The organism is Dyadobacter sp. HNCC25DJ183, assembly GCF_056895175.1.
Map to the genome: position 1 here is coordinate 99,816 of NZ_JBXHAP010000009.1, position 15,899 is coordinate 115,714.

At 47.4% G+C, this 15,899-nt stretch carries 17 protein-coding genes; 15 read left to right on the top strand and 2 right to left on the bottom strand.

The window, feature by feature from the left end; translation table 11 throughout:
• Positions 1–32 precede the first annotated feature (32 nt).
• The 11 genes from AC1XTG_RS22040 (at position 33) to AC1XTG_RS22090 (ending at position 8,089) form a co-directional block, all read left to right on the top strand.
• Positions 33–569: a hypothetical protein gene (locus tag AC1XTG_RS22040; protein WP_484843468.1), complete on the top strand. Its 537-nt coding sequence runs from the start codon at positions 33–35 to the stop codon at positions 567–569.
• Positions 570–632: 63 nt separating this feature from the next.
• Positions 633–1,571: a D-2-hydroxyacid dehydrogenase gene (locus AC1XTG_RS22045; RefSeq protein WP_484843469.1), complete on the top strand. Its 939-nt coding sequence runs from the start codon at positions 633–635 to the stop codon at positions 1,569–1,571.
• Between the two features lie 19 nt (positions 1,572–1,590).
• On the top strand, positions 1,591–2,769 hold the full coding sequence (gene galK / locus AC1XTG_RS22050; RefSeq protein ID WP_484843470.1) for a galactokinase: 1,179 nt from the start codon (positions 1,591–1,593) through the stop codon (positions 2,767–2,769).
• Positions 2,770–2,805: 36 nt separating this feature from the next.
• Positions 2,806–3,948: an aldose epimerase family protein gene (locus AC1XTG_RS22055; protein WP_484843471.1), complete on the top strand. Its 1,143-nt coding sequence runs from the start codon at positions 2,806–2,808 to the stop codon at positions 3,946–3,948.
• A 111-nt stretch (positions 3,949–4,059) separates the two neighbouring features.
• Entirely contained in the window at positions 4,060–4,362 is a 303-nt protein-coding gene (locus tag AC1XTG_RS22060) for a DUF4160 domain-containing protein (protein ID WP_056285840.1), read from the top strand.
• The gene (locus AC1XTG_RS22065) at positions 4,359–4,616 is read left to right on the top strand and encodes a DUF2442 domain-containing protein (protein WP_056285841.1); all 258 of its coding nucleotides are present in this window, start codon (positions 4,359–4,361) and stop codon (positions 4,614–4,616) included. The genes AC1XTG_RS22060 and AC1XTG_RS22065 overlap by 4 nt, the downstream gene beginning before the upstream one ends.
• A gap of 27 nt (positions 4,617–4,643) precedes the next feature.
• Positions 4,644–5,267 carry a hypothetical protein gene (locus tag AC1XTG_RS22070; RefSeq protein ID WP_056285844.1) on the top strand — a complete coding sequence of 208 codons (624 nt, stop codon included), beginning with the start codon at positions 4,644–4,646 and terminating at the stop codon, positions 5,265–5,267.
• A 137-nt stretch (positions 5,268–5,404) separates the two neighbouring features.
• Complete coding sequence (locus AC1XTG_RS22075) at positions 5,405–6,025, top strand: PspC domain-containing protein (RefSeq protein ID WP_056285846.1); 621 nt, start codon at positions 5,405–5,407, stop codon at positions 6,023–6,025.
• 45 nt (positions 6,026–6,070) lie between these two features.
• Positions 6,071–6,256 carry a LiaI-LiaF-like domain-containing protein gene (locus AC1XTG_RS22080; RefSeq protein WP_056285850.1) on the top strand — a complete coding sequence of 62 codons (186 nt, stop codon included), beginning with the start codon at positions 6,071–6,073 and terminating at the stop codon, positions 6,254–6,256.
• A gap of 3 nt (positions 6,257–6,259) precedes the next feature.
• Positions 6,260–7,306: a LiaF transmembrane domain-containing protein gene (locus tag AC1XTG_RS22085; RefSeq protein WP_056285855.1), complete on the top strand. Its 1,047-nt coding sequence runs from the start codon at positions 6,260–6,262 to the stop codon at positions 7,304–7,306.
• Between the two features lie 90 nt (positions 7,307–7,396).
• Entirely contained in the window at positions 7,397–8,089 is a 693-nt protein-coding gene (locus tag AC1XTG_RS22090; protein WP_484843472.1) for a M15 family metallopeptidase, read from the top strand.
• A gap of 2 nt (positions 8,090–8,091) precedes the next feature.
• Here the strand turns inward: AC1XTG_RS22090 and AC1XTG_RS22095 are convergent, their stop codons facing one another.
• Entirely contained in the window at positions 8,092–8,802 is a 711-nt protein-coding gene (locus AC1XTG_RS22095) for a head GIN domain-containing protein (RefSeq protein ID WP_484843473.1), read from the bottom strand.
• 186 nt (positions 8,803–8,988) lie between these two features.
• Between AC1XTG_RS22095 and AC1XTG_RS22100 the strand changes: the two genes are divergently transcribed.
• The 3 genes from AC1XTG_RS22100 to AC1XTG_RS22110 are packed head-to-tail and all read left to right on the top strand — an operon-like array spanning position 8,989 to position 12,468.
• Positions 8,989–9,615: an RNA polymerase sigma-70 factor gene (locus AC1XTG_RS22100; RefSeq protein ID WP_056286562.1), complete on the top strand. Its 627-nt coding sequence runs from the start codon at positions 8,989–8,991 to the stop codon at positions 9,613–9,615.
• On the top strand, positions 9,612–10,640 hold the full coding sequence (locus AC1XTG_RS22105; protein WP_484843474.1) for a FecR domain-containing protein: 1,029 nt from the start codon (positions 9,612–9,614) through the stop codon (positions 10,638–10,640). The genes AC1XTG_RS22100 and AC1XTG_RS22105 overlap by 4 nt, the downstream gene beginning before the upstream one ends.
• Before the next feature lie 19 nt (positions 10,641–10,659).
• The gene (locus tag AC1XTG_RS22110) at positions 10,660–12,468 is read left to right on the top strand and encodes an STN and carboxypeptidase regulatory-like domain-containing protein (RefSeq protein ID WP_484843475.1); all 1,809 of its coding nucleotides are present in this window, start codon (positions 10,660–10,662) and stop codon (positions 12,466–12,468) included.
• Here AC1XTG_RS22110 and nadE read toward each other — a convergent pair.
• On the bottom strand, positions 12,465–14,525 hold the full coding sequence (gene nadE / locus AC1XTG_RS22115) for an NAD(+) synthase (RefSeq protein ID WP_484843476.1): 2,061 nt from the start codon (positions 14,523–14,525) through the stop codon (positions 12,465–12,467). The genes AC1XTG_RS22110 and nadE overlap by 4 nt on opposite strands.
• A gap of 136 nt (positions 14,526–14,661) precedes the next feature.
• On the opposite strand from nadE, the gene AC1XTG_RS22120 reads away from it, so the two are divergent.
• On the top strand, positions 14,662–15,897 hold the full coding sequence (locus tag AC1XTG_RS22120) for an ABC transporter permease (RefSeq protein WP_484843477.1): 1,236 nt from the start codon (positions 14,662–14,664) through the stop codon (positions 15,895–15,897).
• Positions 15,898–15,899: the final 2 nt, after the last annotated feature.

Genomic DNA, 15,899 nt, shown 5'->3' on the forward strand with positions numbered 1-15,899 from the left:
GTCAAGCGGAGCATTCTTTCTTTTCAGATAAGATGGAAATCAAAGCTGAATTACTGGCAGGCGAGCGGTTAAGCAAACAACAAGCAGTTGTTATTGCAGAATATGCTGCGTCTTCGCCGGAGACTTTTCGCGAATTGTTCGCGTGTTTTTTGTCGGAAGATCCGCTGCTTGTACAACGGGCTGCACACAGTTTGAGCATTGCGGCACGTAAAAACGCTGAGCTGGTACAACCTTTTACAGGAACGCTCGTGCAACAGCTCGGACGCACTGATGTACATAATGCAGTGCTGCGGAACAGTGCGCGCATTCTGGAATGTGTACCCGTCCCGGAAGAATTTCATGCGGAACTCATTGAAACTGCGTTCCGGATTATTCAGGACAGGCAGTCTGCAATTGCGGTGCGGGCTTTTTCGCTTACAATCGCGCATCGTCTTTCCCGCATTTATCCCGAGCTGAGAACGGAGCTAAAATTCGCAATCGAAGAGCGGCTTTCATTTGAAAGTGCTGCATTCAAGTCGAGGGCTGCCAAGATTTTAGCCGACCTGGACCGCAGGAAAGGGAAGGGCTAGTTTGCCCTGCCAATCAGAATTCAGAGAAATCATTTTACCTTGCTTTTCAAACCACGAAATAAAATGACTATTTACTGCCACGCTACGCTGGACGCTTCACTAAGGAGTAAGCTGACCGAAACTTTGCCTGAGCACACGATCCGATACCGAACAGATAGTACGAGCCAGGACGAGGCAATGAGTTACTTTCTTGGGGCCGAATATATCCTGGGTAACCCGCCGGGAGAATGGTTTAACCAAAAACCGGAGAAGCTGAAATTCTGGCAGCTCGATTCGGCAGGATTTGATCAATACAGTACTATTCCTCTTCCGGAGGGTGTGAAAGTGGCGAATATGGGCGACTGGTTTGCGCGTCCGTGCGCCGAAACTATTGTGGGAGGAATACTTGCATTGTACAGGGGACTGGATACACTCACGCTGCTCAAACAAAAATCGGAATGGGTGGGATCAAAACTGCGTACGGACCTGAAATTGCTTTATAACCAAAATACGATCATACTCGGCGCCGGCACGATCGGGCAGGCAGTAAATGCGATATTGAAAGGACTTGGCTGTACGACCCACATGATGGCGCGCACCTCCCCCGACGCCGACCTGCACAGCCGCGAAGAACTGCTGGAAGAACTTCCGAATGCGGATTTGGTAGTCAATACATTGCCTGGCACAGCTACCCATTTCGCAGATGCCGAGTTTTTTTCCAAAATGAAAAAGACGAGCGTGTACGCAAGCGTGGGAAGAGGCAGTACCACAGATGAAAAAGCACTGATGGAGGTGCTGAATTCAGGACAGCTGGACGGTGCGGTGCTGGATGTTACCGAGCTGGAACCACTTCCCTCGGATAACCCGCTCTGGAAAATGCCGAATGTGATCCTGACACAACATACCGGCGGCGGCCACAGGAATGAGCATATGGGCAAAGTAGATTTATTCCTCAATAACATTTTTGCAATAGAAAACGGAGGAAGCCCGGCCAATGAAGTTGACCTTTTCAGAGGTTATTGATTTTTAATAAAAACCTACAATGACAGATTCGGAATCAAATATATCAGAAGCAGTTAAGGATAAGTATTTCCAAAAATTCGGTACCGGGAATGAGGTAAGAGTTTTCAGGTCACCGGGACGAATTAACCTGATCGGGGAACATACCGACTATAACAATGGGTTTGTACTGCCCGCGAGTGTTGATAAGGCTGTGTACTTCGTAATCAGTCCGCGTGAAGATGAACAGGTGATCCTGTATGCAGCAGATCTTGATGAAACGTACTCTTTCTCCCTCGACGATCTTTCCAAACCAGCAGCTTCCTGGCCGCATTACCAGATCGGTATTATTGAGCAGATCCATAAAAAAGGCTTGAAAATAGGCGGCTTTCAGGCGGCATTCGGCGGCGATGTTCCGGTAGGCGCCGGATTGTCCTCCTCTGCTGCACTGGAATGTTGTCTCCTTTTTGGGTTAAATGAAATTTTCAGCCTCGGACTGGACCGTTTCAGTGTAGTGAAAATGTCGCAAAAGGCGGAGAATGAGTATGTGGGCGTGCAATGCGGGATTATGGACCAGTTCGCATCTGCATTCGGAAAGCAGGAGCAGGTGATCCGGCTCGACTGTCGCTCACTGGAATACGAATATTTTCCATTCCCAATGGACAATTACCTGCTGGTACTTTGCGATACCAGCGTAAAGCATTCACTCGCAAGCTCTGAGTACAACACCCGCCGCCTCGAATGCGAAAAAGGAGTTTCCATTTTGCAAAAATATGATCCGGCAGTTCGCAGTTTACGCGACGCAACTCCCTCGCTCGTAGAAGCACACCGCGACGAGCTGGGTGATGTGGTATACCGCCGGTGCAAATTCATCACCGAGGAAATACAGCGCGTTCAAGATGCCTGCGATCTGCTGGTACAAGGCAATCTGGTGGATTTTGGCAAAAAAATGTATGCAACCCACGATGGTCTTCAACACGAGTATGAGGTAAGCTGTCCCGAACTGGACTTCCTGGTTCTGCAAGCGAGCGACAATGAAAATGTACTCGGTGCCCGGATGATGGGCGGAGGATTCGGCGGCTGTACCATTAATCTGGTAAAGAAAAATGCGGTAGCAGCCTTTGAAGAACAAATGAAACAGGCTTACAAACAAGAATACAACATTGATTTACCCTGCTATCGCGTAAAAATCACGGACGGTACCGAGGAAATTATCAGCTGACCGAAACTTACTGACGCAAACTTCTAACCTTTTATTATGAAAAAACTCCCCATTTTACTCACCGCACTGGTCGGCTTCGGCATTTTCAGCTGCTCTCAAACAAAGAAGGAAGAAAAAATGATAAGCACAATTTCCAAAGAAACTTTTGGCGAACTGCCCGACGGTCAGAAAGCAGACCTGTACACGCTCACAAACGGAAACGGGATGACCGTCAACATTACCAACTACGGCGGTATTATTACCAAACTGACTGCACCTGATAAAAAAGGGGAATGGACCGACGTAGTACTTGGTTTTGACTCATTGCAACCGTACCTGGCCGGGCACCCGTTTTTCGGCGCGCTGGTTGGACGTTATGGTAACAGGATCGCGAAAGGCAAGTTTACCCTGGAAGGAAAAGAGTATTCACTCGCGATCAACAATGGTCCGAACTCGCTTCACGGCGGTGAAAAAGGATTTGACAAAGTATTGTGGAATGCAACCGAGATCAAGGAAGATTCGATTGTGGGACTTCAGCTGGAATACGTGAGCAAGGATATGGAAGAAGGTTATCCCGGCAACCTCAATGTGAAAGTTACTTACACTCTGGACAATGACAATGCATTGACCATTAAGTACAGAGCTACTACCGACAAGACAACCGTACTTAATCTGACAAACCACTCGTACTTTAACCTGACGGGACTGAAACGGGATATCCTCGATCACGAAGTTTCCCTTGCATCCGACAGCATTGTACCCGTGGACGCCACGCTAATTCCTACCGGAAAGCTGAGAGCAGTGGAAGGCACACCTTTCGACTTCCGTAAGCCAGTGAAAATTAACGCGGGGATTAACAAAACAGAAGACGAACAGATCAAGAATGGCGGCGGCTATGACCACTGCTGGGTACTTAAAAGAACAGAGCCTGGCTTAATGCTTTTCGCTACTGTCAAAGAGCCTGAAAGCGGCCGGTTTATGGAAGTCTACACCACAGAACCTGCTGTTCAATTCTATTCGGGTAACTTTTTGGACGGAACATTGAAAGGCAAAAACGCTACTTACACCAAGAGATTCGGCTTTTGCCTCGAAACAGAGCATTATCCTGATTCTCCCAATCAGCCACAGTTTCCTTCAACTGTCCTGAAACCAGGCGACACTTACGAGACTACAACGAAATACAAGTTTTCGGCGAAGTAAGAGCCGCATTAGCTGCATTTACAAAAAGAGCACCGGTATCTCCTGGTGCTCTTTTTTGTTCAGTTGCGGATCTTTTTTGCTAGTTTTGAGCTTTATACACCACTATATCCAATGCCAAAAATTCTGGAATATTTCGGACTTGTGTTTTATTTCTATTCGAATGAACACCTTCCCATTCATGTACATATTTCTTACAACGAATTCGAAAGCGTGTTCGAGTTCTACTTTGAAAATGGGGCTTTAAAGAAGATTGAGATTCGAAAATCCACAGGAAAGCTGCCTTTGCCCGCGGCCCAGCTGCGTGACGCAGAGAAAATTGTTGAGATATATACGGAGGAAATTGTCAGCAAATGGACTGATTATTTTGTTTTAAGAAAGAAGATAAAGAGCACCAAAATCACCAAGCGAATATGACTCTGACTCTTACAGTTACTGGCGCGGATTATTTGTCAGATTACCGATTACTGGTAAAGTTTTCTGACAATACAGAAAAAGTCATTGATTTTGAAGACTTTCTAACCTACAACTCGCATCCTCAATTTGACAAATACAAGGATTTAAAGCATTTCAGGAAATTTAAAATCGAGCGGGGAAATGTTGTTTGGGGAAAAGACTGGGATCTTATTTTTCCTGTTGAGCAACTTTATTCCGGGAAGTTGAAACATTAACTAATATTTGAACATCAGTACATACCAATGCTAACCAGAACAGTAAAAATCAGCAATGTTACCAATTTATCCGATGCTCGTTATTGCGCCGGAATGGGAGTCGAAATGCTTGGTTTTTCTATTGATGAAGATTCTCCCAATTACATTTCACCTAAGAAGTTTGAAGATATATGTTCCTGGCTCGCCGGCGTTACACTGGTCGCCGAAACTGCGGACAACAATGCAGAATCCATTTTTGCCAAACTGAATAACTATCCCGTCCACGCCGTGCAGGTGGAACATTCCGGTTTGCTGGGCTACATGAAAAGCGAACTCGGCCTGCCGCTTATCCTGCGAATCAGCGTGGATTTATATGAAGCTGACGAAATCCAGTCACTGCTGGACAGGTACGAAGGTGCTGCCTCGCATTTCCTGCTGGAAAGTGACGAAAATGCGCCATTAACCAACAACTGGCTGCAAATTTTACCCGCACTTGCCAGCGAGCACCCTATCCTGGTGGGCTTTGGTTTTGACGATGAATTTGCATTGACTGCATTGAACAACCTGCCTGGTAATGTAGGAATTGCATTGCGCGGCAGCGAAGAAATCCGGCCTGGCTACAAGGATTTCGGCAGTATGATGGACATTCTGGAAGCACTGGAAGAACAATAGCATTACTTATCCCACCTATTTTTTCGTTTTCACTGAAAATATCCGCTTAACACGTCGTTTTACCGATAATACTTTCCCGGTTTACAGTATCTTGTATTACCCACTACCTTTGAATACAAATAAACGCTAAACTAACAATGGAAAAGAAATTGCACCGCATCCCTGAGCAAGCTGTTTTTGGAGGAGTAGCTTCCGGACTTGCCCAATATTTTCAGATAGATGTTGTAATTATCAGGGTATTATTCGTAGTAATGCTGCTGCTGCCCATTCCACCGAGCTTTGGCTGGACAGGCTTGATTTACATCATTCTCTGGGCGGTACTGCCTACCGGACCGGCTGTTTACTACGGTACCACTACGGATCCCAATGGAGCTCCCGAACCACTATTCAACAAGAAAACGTCGGATCAAACGGTAATGATCCTCGGCGGAGTGCTGGTTGTATTTGGTGCGGTAATGCTGCTGGACGATTTCCCGATCTGGTATGAGCTTAAAAGATATTTCTGGCCGGTTGCATTCATCGCGATTGGTGCGTTCCTGATCCTTCGTCAGCGTGACAAGCAGAATGAGAGCAAATCGAATACAGTATACCCGACAACGCCACCGCCGGCTGACCCGATCACACCGGTAAGCCCGGAGCCTGAGCCACAGCCTTATACGCCATTTAACACGCCAAGAACAAGTTCCGGTCCGCATTTCCCGGAAGATCCTGAATCACCGAAAGCCGATGGCGACGATCCGATCATTAAAGTAAATTGATGCAGCTTTTCAAACTCACAGAATTACATTTAAATAAACATAGCCATGAACTTTAAAAACATCTTTTGGGGCGTTATCCTGATTGTTGCAGGCTCGCTGTTTCTCGTAGAAGAATTAACCGCATTCGACTTTGGACGCTTTTTCTGGCCGATTATCCTGATTACAACCGGCGGTTTGCTTTTGTTGCGCAATTACCTTCATTCAGATATCTCAAACAGATCAAATATCTAGAACATGAAAAATTCAAGAGGCATAGTATGGGGCGGTGTTCTGATCATTTTCGGAATGATCTGGCTGCTCCGTAACCTGAACGTCCTGCACGTGAACTGGGATGAAATACTTCCCTTCTGGCCCGTGCTGCTGATCCTGGCAGGCGCTCTTTTGCTCGCGATCGGAAAGGATCGCCAGTCTGGCGCAGGTGGCCTTGTGGCGTTGCTGATCACACTGGCCGTTTTTGGTGGTATCATGAACAAAACCAACAATGCATTTGACAGGCACAGCAACAACTGGAACTTCGGCTGGGACGATTACGACCACGACGATGAAGATCTGAGCTATCACGATGAGCACCATAATGGCGACGAGGAAGACAACAATGACAAGGATGAAGATTATCAAAGCGAGCGTCCTGAGCGTAGTAATGGCCGGCCAATCAATGGATCTTACAAATATGAAATGGAGGATTTTATCCAGAAGGCCAACTTCAACCTCGAAGGCGGAGCGGGTTCATTCAGGCTGGAAGGAAATACTGCCAAGCTTTTTGAGGCCAATACCAAGAGTAACATTGTAGGCTTTCTGTCAAATACTTCCGTAAACAAGCTTGAAAATTCGGCAACGGTGAACCTGAAAATGGAAGACGGAAATGTGAAGATCAAGAATGGCGAAATCTCAAACCAGGCCAAAATCCAGCTCAACGAAAAGCCTGTCTGGAACATCGATCTGGGGATCGGAGCAGGGAAAGGCAACTTTGATTTCAGTAACTACAAAGTTGAAAAACTGAAAGTAAGTACCGGAGTCGCAGATATGGACATTAAAATGGGCGACAAGCTGGCCAGTTCACATATTGACATAGAAGCTGGCGTAGCCTCTGTTACCATCGATATCCCCGAATCAGTAGGCTGCGAGCTCAAAATTGACGGTGCGCTGAATGCAAAGAGCATTGAAGGTTTAGAGAAAGTGAGCAACGGATTGTACCGCTCGGCAGGTTACAGCAGCTCATCCAAGAAAATTACCATCAATTTCGAAGGCGGGTTGACCAGCATCAATATCAACAGGTACTAGGCCCCGGCATCACAGTATATGCCGCTTTTACGAGCGGGGTTATCTCAAATGAATATCTTTGCATTTTCTCGCAGAGGTATTCATTTTTTTATGTTTGGTAAAATACAAAGTACATTAATCCTGTCACTCGCTATTTCATTCCAGCTTTTCGCACAATCAGATCTGCCCGAAGTTGAGCGGAGAATGATCAGCCAGGGACTTGTAAATATTCAGAAGACTGACCCCAACATACTGGTCGAGCTTAAATATTCCACTACTGACAATTTCCTGAAAAAGGACATTTACGGCGAGCTTACCCGCGCTTATCTCCAACCCGAAATGGCGCGCAGGCTCGGCAATGCAAGCAAATCGCTCGCCAAATTAAAGCCCGGCTACAAGTTGCTCGTCTACGATGCGGCCCGGCCCAATACTGCACAATACGCACTATGGTATGCGCTGGACGATCTGAAAATTCCGCCAGGTAAGAAAACAATGTACGTGGCCGATCCGAAGATCGGATCAAACCACAACTTCGGTTGCGCGATAGACCTGACAGTAGCTGATGAAAGAGGGCAGCCGATTGATATGGGCACCAAATTCGACTTTTTTGGTCCGCTTGCCTATCCGCGTTCGGAGCAGCAGATGTTAAGTGCAGGAAAGCTGACGGTCCGGCAAATTGAGAACCGTCAGCTCCTGAGAAAAGTAATGACAGAGGCAGGATTTCGCGTAAATACGACTGAATGGTGGCATTTTGACGGTATGTCAAAGAGCCAGGCACGCGCCAGATACGGAATGATCAAGTGAGCCTATTCGGGCCGCAATGTGCTGCCGCCCGACAAATCCTGCCGGATTTCAGGATTTCCTTTGTAGCGGACCTGGCTTGCTCCGCTTGCTTCCACAACCAGCTTTTTGGTAGCAAAAATTTCTGCCTTACTCGCGCCTGATAAGTCCAGATCGGATTCTTCCACCGGCAGGCCAAATGCGAAAAGCTGCGACGCACCGGACAATTCTCCGTCGAGGAATTTGGCTTCACCGAATAAATTCAACTTCGACGCACCTGAAAGATTGAACTCCATTTCTCGCGCTGATCCATCAAATTCACATTGCGACGCACCTGAAAGCTCGATTTTCAGGGAAGGCAGATTTTCGAAATTTTCAATACCTGCGTGCACTGCGCCGGAAAAGTTGGCCTCTTCGATATCCGGCATCACAATGTCGATGTCCATTCTTTTCCTGTTACGACTGTAGTCTTCGTAACGGGCCACAAGCTTTCCATCCTGTACAAAAATGTGGAGATCGTCGAGATCGTTCAGCTCGCCGGTGGCCGAGACAGCGAATGAGGATCCTGAGACTACATTTACCCGGAATGCATCGCCCATTTCCAACTCGTCAAAATTCTTGAAATCGTAAGTGCGCGTACTTGTTCCACGAGGCGGAATATTGTCGTCGGATTCGACGTAAACGCAGGATTGAAGGCAAAAAGCTGCCAGGAAAACGGAGATAATGACTTTTTTCATAGCTAATAAATGATGACTTGATGGAGCATTGACAAGTACCGCCCCCATATCCCCCTATCTCCGCAAAAAAATTTCTTTTTCAATGGGGGTATCGCTCGGTTAGGTTGTCCTGTTAAAAAGAATTAAGACTTGACAGCAACCGCTCTTACATATCCGGAACCGCTAATCGGAAGAGATTATCTATTTTTGACCGAAAATCAAAAACAGATATCGGTGTACTCTTCCGATCCAGATATAGTTGCTGCAATCAGGCGGGGCGATGAACAGGCTTTTGAAAAGACCTTTCGCCAGTATTATCCGCGCCTTTGCAGTTATGCAGGCTCTCTCCTCAAAGACGAGGAGGAGGCCGAGGAAGTCGTGCAAACCGTTTTCGTGAATATCTGGGAGAAACGCGAGGATCTTGAAATTACCCTTTCACTGAAATCATACCTGTACCGCGCCGTTCATAATCATTGTCTGAACAGGTTTAAGCACGCATCCGTGCGGGAAGTGCACCGCGAGCATACCTTATATGTTTCAAGTGAATCCTACGAATCGGTAACAGAGGTAATCCACGCGAATGAATTGGAGGAGCGGATTGAACTCGCAGTACGCAAGCTCCCCGAACAGTGTCAGAAAGCATTCAGGATGAGCCGCTTCGAAGAACTTAAATACCAGGAAATAGCCGACCAACTCGGTATATCTATTAAAACCGTCGAAAACCAAATAGGAAAAGCACTGAAAATGCTCCGCCTGGAACTGGCCGATTACCTTCCTTCCATGTGGTGGGCACTATATATGATTGTTGAACAGCTAACCGGAAAGTTACCATGAGCGATTTTCATGAAAACATATCGGAAGAGCTGTTGGCACGGTACCTCGGCGAAACCGCAACCGAAGACGAGATCAATGCAGTGGAAATGTGGCTTGCGAGCTCTCCCGTTCATCAGCAGGAACTGGCTGCTTACCGGTTTATCTGGATGCACGCAGCCGCCGTGCCGCGCAAGAAAGTGGATACCGACCTCGCCTGGAAGAAAGTCAGGAAGAGAATGGACGAGGTACGCGAAACCAGCGTGCCACTGGAAGTGCCCCGCGACGCCCGACAGATCAGCTTTGATCAGCGACCGGCTGCAAAGCGGAGATTCCCGACGACGATCCTGGCCGCGGCAGCAGTTGCGTTACTTGCGCTCGCATTTGGCTGGTTTTTGATCAAAAACAGAAATGCTGAGCCGCTTACAGTTTCTACGGTTAACAATACCAAAGAGCAGCTTCTGCCTGATGGTACCAAAGTGTTCTTAAACTACAATTCTTCCATTACATATCCGGAGCAGTTTAATGGGGATTTGAGAACGGTTTCGTTGCAGGGAGAAGCATTTTTTGAGGTGAAACCGGATAAGGCTCATCCATTTATAATCAATGCAAATGGTACCGAAATACGCGTTCTGGGAACCTCTTTCAATGTAAAAGCCTATGAAAAATCGCCTGTGCGCGTGGATGTGGCGACCGGCAAAGTACAGGTAAGCAAAGCTTCGAAAAAAATCGAGCTTGTAAAAGGCGAAGGCGCAGAGGTATCTGCCGATTCTATCAGGAGCTTGCAGGCGAACATGAACATTATTGGTTACCGCACACAGGTTTTCGATTTCAATGCAGCCAACCTCAACGAGGTAATCAACACGATCCGCGACGGTTACCATGTAGATGTTCGCCTCAGCAACCAGCAAATCGCGCAATGCCGCCTTACGATCAGATTCGAGAAAGAACCGCTCGATGCCACGCTTTCGGTGATCGCCGAAACGCTGGATCTTGATCTGAGAAAAGAAGGGAAAGTGTACTGGCTGGATGGAAACGGTTGTCAGTAGTTACCTAAACAGCGCGACGTTGGGAATTAAAACTTTACGCAACCTCATTTTCCTGTTCACTATTCACGCAGTGTATGCCAACGCATTATCCGCGCAGGATTTACTGGAAAGACGCATTACACTCCGCGTTAACAATCAGCCGCTCGACCAGACTTTACAGCAAATCGGTAACCTGGGCGGTTTTAGTTTTTCCTACAACCCCGACATTCTCGACTTCAAATCGAAGGTATCGATCAATGCAACCAACCAGAGTGTCAGGGAGATTCTGACCTTGCTTTTCAGGAATAAGATCACATTCAAGGAACGGCGGAAATACATTATCCTGCAAAAGAAAGAAGAACCTGAGCAAGACGAAGAGCCTGAGAATTTTGACCTGAATGGGTACATTATCGACAACAGTACGGGGCGCAGGCTGGCCAATGCGAGTATCTATGAATCGGCTACGCTTGCATCCACAGTTAGTAATCAATATGGTTATTATAAAATCCGGCTGCCAGCCCGGGCTTCGCTGATCCGCCTGGAAGTAAGGAAAGAAGATTATGTCGGGAAAACGATTTCCATTTCGCCAAAACAGGATACTTACCTTCAAATCAAGCTTAATCCCGATACGCTGAGGCCGATTTCTCCTAAAACCCTGGCGCTTTTAAAATCAGGATCCGATTCGCTGCACCACAAAATTGCGGTACCCCGCGCACAGTATCCCGCCCAGCCGGATTCAACTACACTGGCATTAACAGACACCAGTCAGACTGGTGGTAAAGATTATGAGCGTCTGGTCAAAACTTACCAAAAGGTCCAGAGCGAGTTCGTCAGTGCATTTGCTTCGGCCAGGCAGGCAATTCACACCCGCAACATTGAAGACACCTTGTACCGGCCCTTTCAGGCGTCGGTTTTACCATTTATGGGCACCAACCACGCTCTGAGCGGGAATATTGTCAATAATTTTTCCATTAACCTCATCGCCGGCTATTCCCTGGGAGTTAACAAACTTGAAGTCGGAAGCCTGATCAATGTGGTGCGAGGCAATGTAAAAGGTTTCCAGCTCGCCGGGGTAAGCAACATTGTAGGAAATAATGTGAATGGATTTCAATACGCCAACGTCCTGAACCTGACACTGGGCGATTTTTATGGATTTCAGGGCTCTAACCTGATCAACTTCACGGGTGGCAGTTTCTCAGGTTTCCAGCTATCAGGCGTCGGAAACGTGGTTGTAGGTGTTCTTGACGGGTACCAGCTTTCATTAGGTTACAATTTTGCAAATACAGTCCGCTCCGGCCACCAGATCGGCACGATCAACTATGCTAATTCAAGTGCAAAAGTACCTTTCGGACTATTCAGCTGGGTGCGAAAAAATGGCTACCGGCGATACGAATTTTCAACCGATGAATTCAACTATTTCAATGCAACTTTCAAAACGGGTGTAAGCAGATTTTACAACATTTTTACACTCAGCTTCAATGGACTGGAACCTGATAAGCCGATGGCAAGTCTGGGCTACGGCTTCGGGACAGCGCAGCGACTAGGCAAAGGCTGGGCCGTCAATGCAGACCTCACTGGCAGTGTCTTGCTCTTCAAAGGTCAGGAACCCGAGGAAATTGACACAGGTGTATTCCGGTTTTCTGTTTCGATAGAAAAGAAACTCGGCAAGAAGTTCGCATTGTTTGCAGGTCCTGCACTCAGCCTCCTCGTTTCTGATCAAACAGGCGTACTTCAAACCAAAGAACAAAAAGGATTAAGGCCAGCCTGGATCGGACCTGCGCCTGGCCCGCAGCAAAATATCTACCACTGGGCCGGCGTACAGGCAGGATTCCGTTTTTGTCACAATTAAAAGCCGATCCGCTTCCGTCCATTCTGCATCGCATTGCCTCCTGCAAAAGCCCGCAGTTCTTCCAGTTCTTTCTCGAACCCTCCTGACAAGATCGGAAAGCGGCACCAGGATCTTGGATCGAGGTTCAGATCGTCCAGGTGGAAAGACGGTGCATACCTTTCCCGCTTCCATTGATTGCGGCTCCAAAGCTTGAAAAAGCGCTCTGTCCAGCCGAGCAGCTGCTCATCGGTATATAACCCTTTGTAGCGTACATGCAGGTTTCTGTAACATTCAAGCGGCGATTTCTTATCGCGGATCGCCAGCTTTTCAAGTTCATTCAAAAACTCATAAGGCATTAAATCCGCCTCGTCCGTCTGGGTTTGGGCAAGCGGACGCAGCTCAGCAGTAGGTTGCAGACTGTTCACTTTTCTCAATCCCTCAATTTTTATGTGTTTTCCTTTCACCTCGCAACCCGTTGTTTCCAGCCAGCGAAGCCACTGCCGCAGATAATGCTTGTCGATACCCGCCAGCGGACTGATACTTCCCGCAGTATCTCCGTCCATGGTAGCATACCCTACTGCCGCCTCTGACCGGTTGGAAGTAGCAAGCAGAAGGTGATTAGACAAATTAGTCAGCAGCCACACACCCGGGGCGCGTACCCTTGCCTGGATATTCTGCAATGCAATATCATCCTGCTCCCACGAAAGCTGGCGCCCGATCTGCTCCTCGATCAACCCCTTATAGGTTTCTACCAGCCCGTTTATATTGACGTTATAGAAAGTAGAACCAATGGATTCAGCGAGCGACTGTGCCGACTCCAATGTATCTGTGGAGCTGTTTTCCGTGCCCTGATAAATGTTGTGGATCAAAGCCCGCGCGAGATCTTCCTCTGTTTGCGCATCCTGTATTTCCTTGATATATGACAGCTTTTCTTTCAGCTTGTCCATTCCGATACTTTCATCGGCGAGCCGGATCATCAGTCCGCAGAGTGCAGTGCAGGCGCAGGAATCAGCGCCACCCGAAAGTGAAATAGTAAATCCGTTAGACCTGCTTTTCCGAAGGTAGTCAAACAGCGCCAGACAAACTGCCCTCGCAAATTCCTCTTCTTTTAATGCGCCACCTTTTTCAAAAGGCTCGATATCCGGCACCTGTGGTAGGACAGGTTCAATGTCCGGGAAGTCAAACCGCGCCGGAACACGCCAGGTTCGGTCTTTCTGCGGGATTGCAATTTTGCTCTGTACCTGACCAAGCCTTGTATTTTCGGTATCAATAACCGCGGTGGTAATCTGGTAATCGGCATAGCTGAACCGCTGGCTCGACGCCAATAGCTCACCATTTGTCGCGATCATTGCATCGCCATCATAAATCGCCCTGCCTGCCTCGTTACCGAGCAAATTGGTATAGATATAACTGCAGGAAAATGCTCTGGAAGCGTCAACAACCAGCTTTTCTCTTGTCAAAAACTTATTAAATGCGAAATGGCTTGCACTTGGATTCAGGATAATATCCACGCCCCGCTCGTAATGCCTGCGCGCCGGACGATTGGATACCCAACCATCTTCACAAATTTCAAACGCGATTTTCACCCCATGAGAACCGCCTTGTATCGGCCCGGCAGCTACGTCAAAAATCACATCACCGATCGGGTAAAACATCTGATTCACTTCAATGCTTTCCACCATACCCGGAACCCACGGCCTGAACCAGCGCGCTTCGTAGTGTATGCCGTTATTGGCCAGGTTCTGCTTGCAATAAAAGCCTGCTATCTGTTTGTTCGAGATCAGGCAGGCTGCATTGTAGATACTGTTATTGTGCCGCACGGGAAGTCCTACCGCCACGATCATTCCTGCTGTTTCCTGAACGATTTCAAGCAGACAGCGTTCCGCCTGCACTACCAGGTCAGGAGCAAAAAAGTAGTCGTCGCAATTATAGCCTGTAATGCACAGTTCAGGCAAAACGAGCAGGCTTACCTGCTGTCGCCGCGCCTCTTCGATCGCACCGATGATATTTCTGGTATTGGATTCCCACGCCATCGGCGTTTGGTTGACAGTTCCGGAAGCTACTTTGATTAATGGCATGAAAACTTGTTCAGTTAGTGTCGTTTTTCGTTTCTTCTAAAAACTACATGCCGGCAACTTAATAAAATTTGCCTTTTCGTACCGGTTAAGTTTTTCCCTATTTTTGTCAACGTCAAAATCAACCAACTGATTCCTCTTGCAATTCCCCTCCTTTATAGCCAAAAGAATCCGTAACAACGAGGCTGGTTCGTTTTCTGCAACCGTTTCCAGGATTGGAGTTGCCAGTATTGCCATCGGGATTGCAGTAGGTATCATCGCATTTGCAGTGTTGCTTGGATTTAAGCAAACGATCCAGCAAAAGATCTTCCTCTTCGGTGCGCATATCAACATCAATGCATTTTCGCAGGGCAATACCTATGAAGAAGGCCCAATGGGGATACCCAACCCTGTGTCGCTGGCCTTGCCCCAAATCCCGCAGGTAGCACGCTGGCAGGCAGTCGCTCACAAATCGGGGATTTTGAAAACGCCGGAAGAAATCAAGGGAGTTGTTCTGAAAGGTGTGGGGAAAGATTATGACTGGCAAACTTTCAAAAGCAGCCTTAGGGAAGGCCGGCTGATCGGACACCAGGATTCCTCTTCTGTCAAATACGGCTATTCTTCTGAAATACTGATCAGCCGGAAAATCGCAACAGAAATGCGCCTGAAAACAGGCGATGATGTGATTATGTACTCGCTGCAAAATCCGCCGCGACCGAGAAAGCTGACCATTTGCGGCATTTACGATACGCAAATGGAAGAGTTTGACAACAATCTGATCATCGGCGATATCGGACTTGTTCAGCGATTAAATGGATGGGGAAAAGATTCAGTAGGTACCTATGAAATATACCTGAAAGATTTCCAGGACCTGGATATGGTAGCAAACCGCCTGCGCACCGAGCTTCCTCCGGGACTTTATCTGCAAAAAGTAACAAGTACCTTCCCGCAAATTTTCGACTGGCTCGTCCTGCTCGATCGCAATACCGCCGTATTCCTTACTTTGATCCTGTTCGTAGCCTGCTTTAACATGATTTCCATCCTGCTGGTGATGATCATGGAACGAACCCCGCTGATCGGCTTATTGAAGACGCTGGGCAGTCCGAATGTACAAATCCGCAGCGTATTTTTCCGGGTAGGGTTGTATATGGTACGTCGTGGGCTGCTTATTGGCAATGCAACGGGATTACTGATTTGCTGGCTTCAATATCAGTTCAAGCTTATCAAACTCGATCCTGTTAACTATTATATGGATACCGTACCCATTGTTTTCGACTGGCCCATTTTCCTCATGGTCAATATCGCGACCGTGGTTATTTCAGGATTAATCCTCCTGATCCCAACGCTGATCATCAGCAAAATTCAGCCGATCAAAGCATTACTTTTCAAGAAATAAAA

Bases quoted from the DNA above. Each gene is read 5' to 3' on its own strand.
- AC1XTG_RS22040 (WP_484843468.1), top strand. From the start codon at position 33: ATGGAAATCAAAGCTGAATTACTGGCAGGCGAGCGGTTAAGCAAACAA.
- AC1XTG_RS22045 (WP_484843469.1), top strand. From the start codon at position 633: ATGACTATTTACTGCCACGCTACGCTGGACGCTTCACTAAGGAGTAAG.
- AC1XTG_RS22085 (WP_056285855.1), top strand. From the start codon at position 6,260: ATGAAAAATTCAAGAGGCATAGTATGGGGCGGTGTTCTGATCATTTTC.
- AC1XTG_RS22105 (WP_484843474.1), top strand. From the start codon at position 9,612: ATGAGCGATTTTCATGAAAACATATCGGAAGAGCTGTTGGCACGGTAC.
- AC1XTG_RS22095 (WP_484843473.1), bottom strand. From the start codon at position 8,802: ATGAAAAAAGTCATTATCTCCGTTTTCCTGGCAGCTTTTTGCCTTCAA.
- AC1XTG_RS22075 (WP_056285846.1), top strand. From the start codon at position 5,405: ATGGAAAAGAAATTGCACCGCATCCCTGAGCAAGCTGTTTTTGGAGGA.
- AC1XTG_RS22055 (WP_484843471.1), top strand. From the start codon at position 2,806: ATGAAAAAACTCCCCATTTTACTCACCGCACTGGTCGGCTTCGGCATT.
- nadE (WP_484843476.1), bottom strand. From the start codon at position 14,525: ATGCCATTAATCAAAGTAGCTTCCGGAACTGTCAACCAAACGCCGATG.
- galK (WP_484843470.1), top strand. From the start codon at position 1,591: ATGACAGATTCGGAATCAAATATATCAGAAGCAGTTAAGGATAAGTAT.
- AC1XTG_RS22065 (WP_056285841.1), top strand. From the start codon at position 4,359: ATGACTCTGACTCTTACAGTTACTGGCGCGGATTATTTGTCAGATTAC.
- AC1XTG_RS22090 (WP_484843472.1), top strand. From the start codon at position 7,397: ATGTTTGGTAAAATACAAAGTACATTAATCCTGTCACTCGCTATTTCA.
- AC1XTG_RS22070 (WP_056285844.1), top strand. From the start codon at position 4,644: ATGCTAACCAGAACAGTAAAAATCAGCAATGTTACCAATTTATCCGAT.
- AC1XTG_RS22060 (WP_056285840.1), top strand. From the start codon at position 4,060: ATGCCAAAAATTCTGGAATATTTCGGACTTGTGTTTTATTTCTATTCG.
- AC1XTG_RS22080 (WP_056285850.1), top strand. From the start codon at position 6,071: ATGAACTTTAAAAACATCTTTTGGGGCGTTATCCTGATTGTTGCAGGC.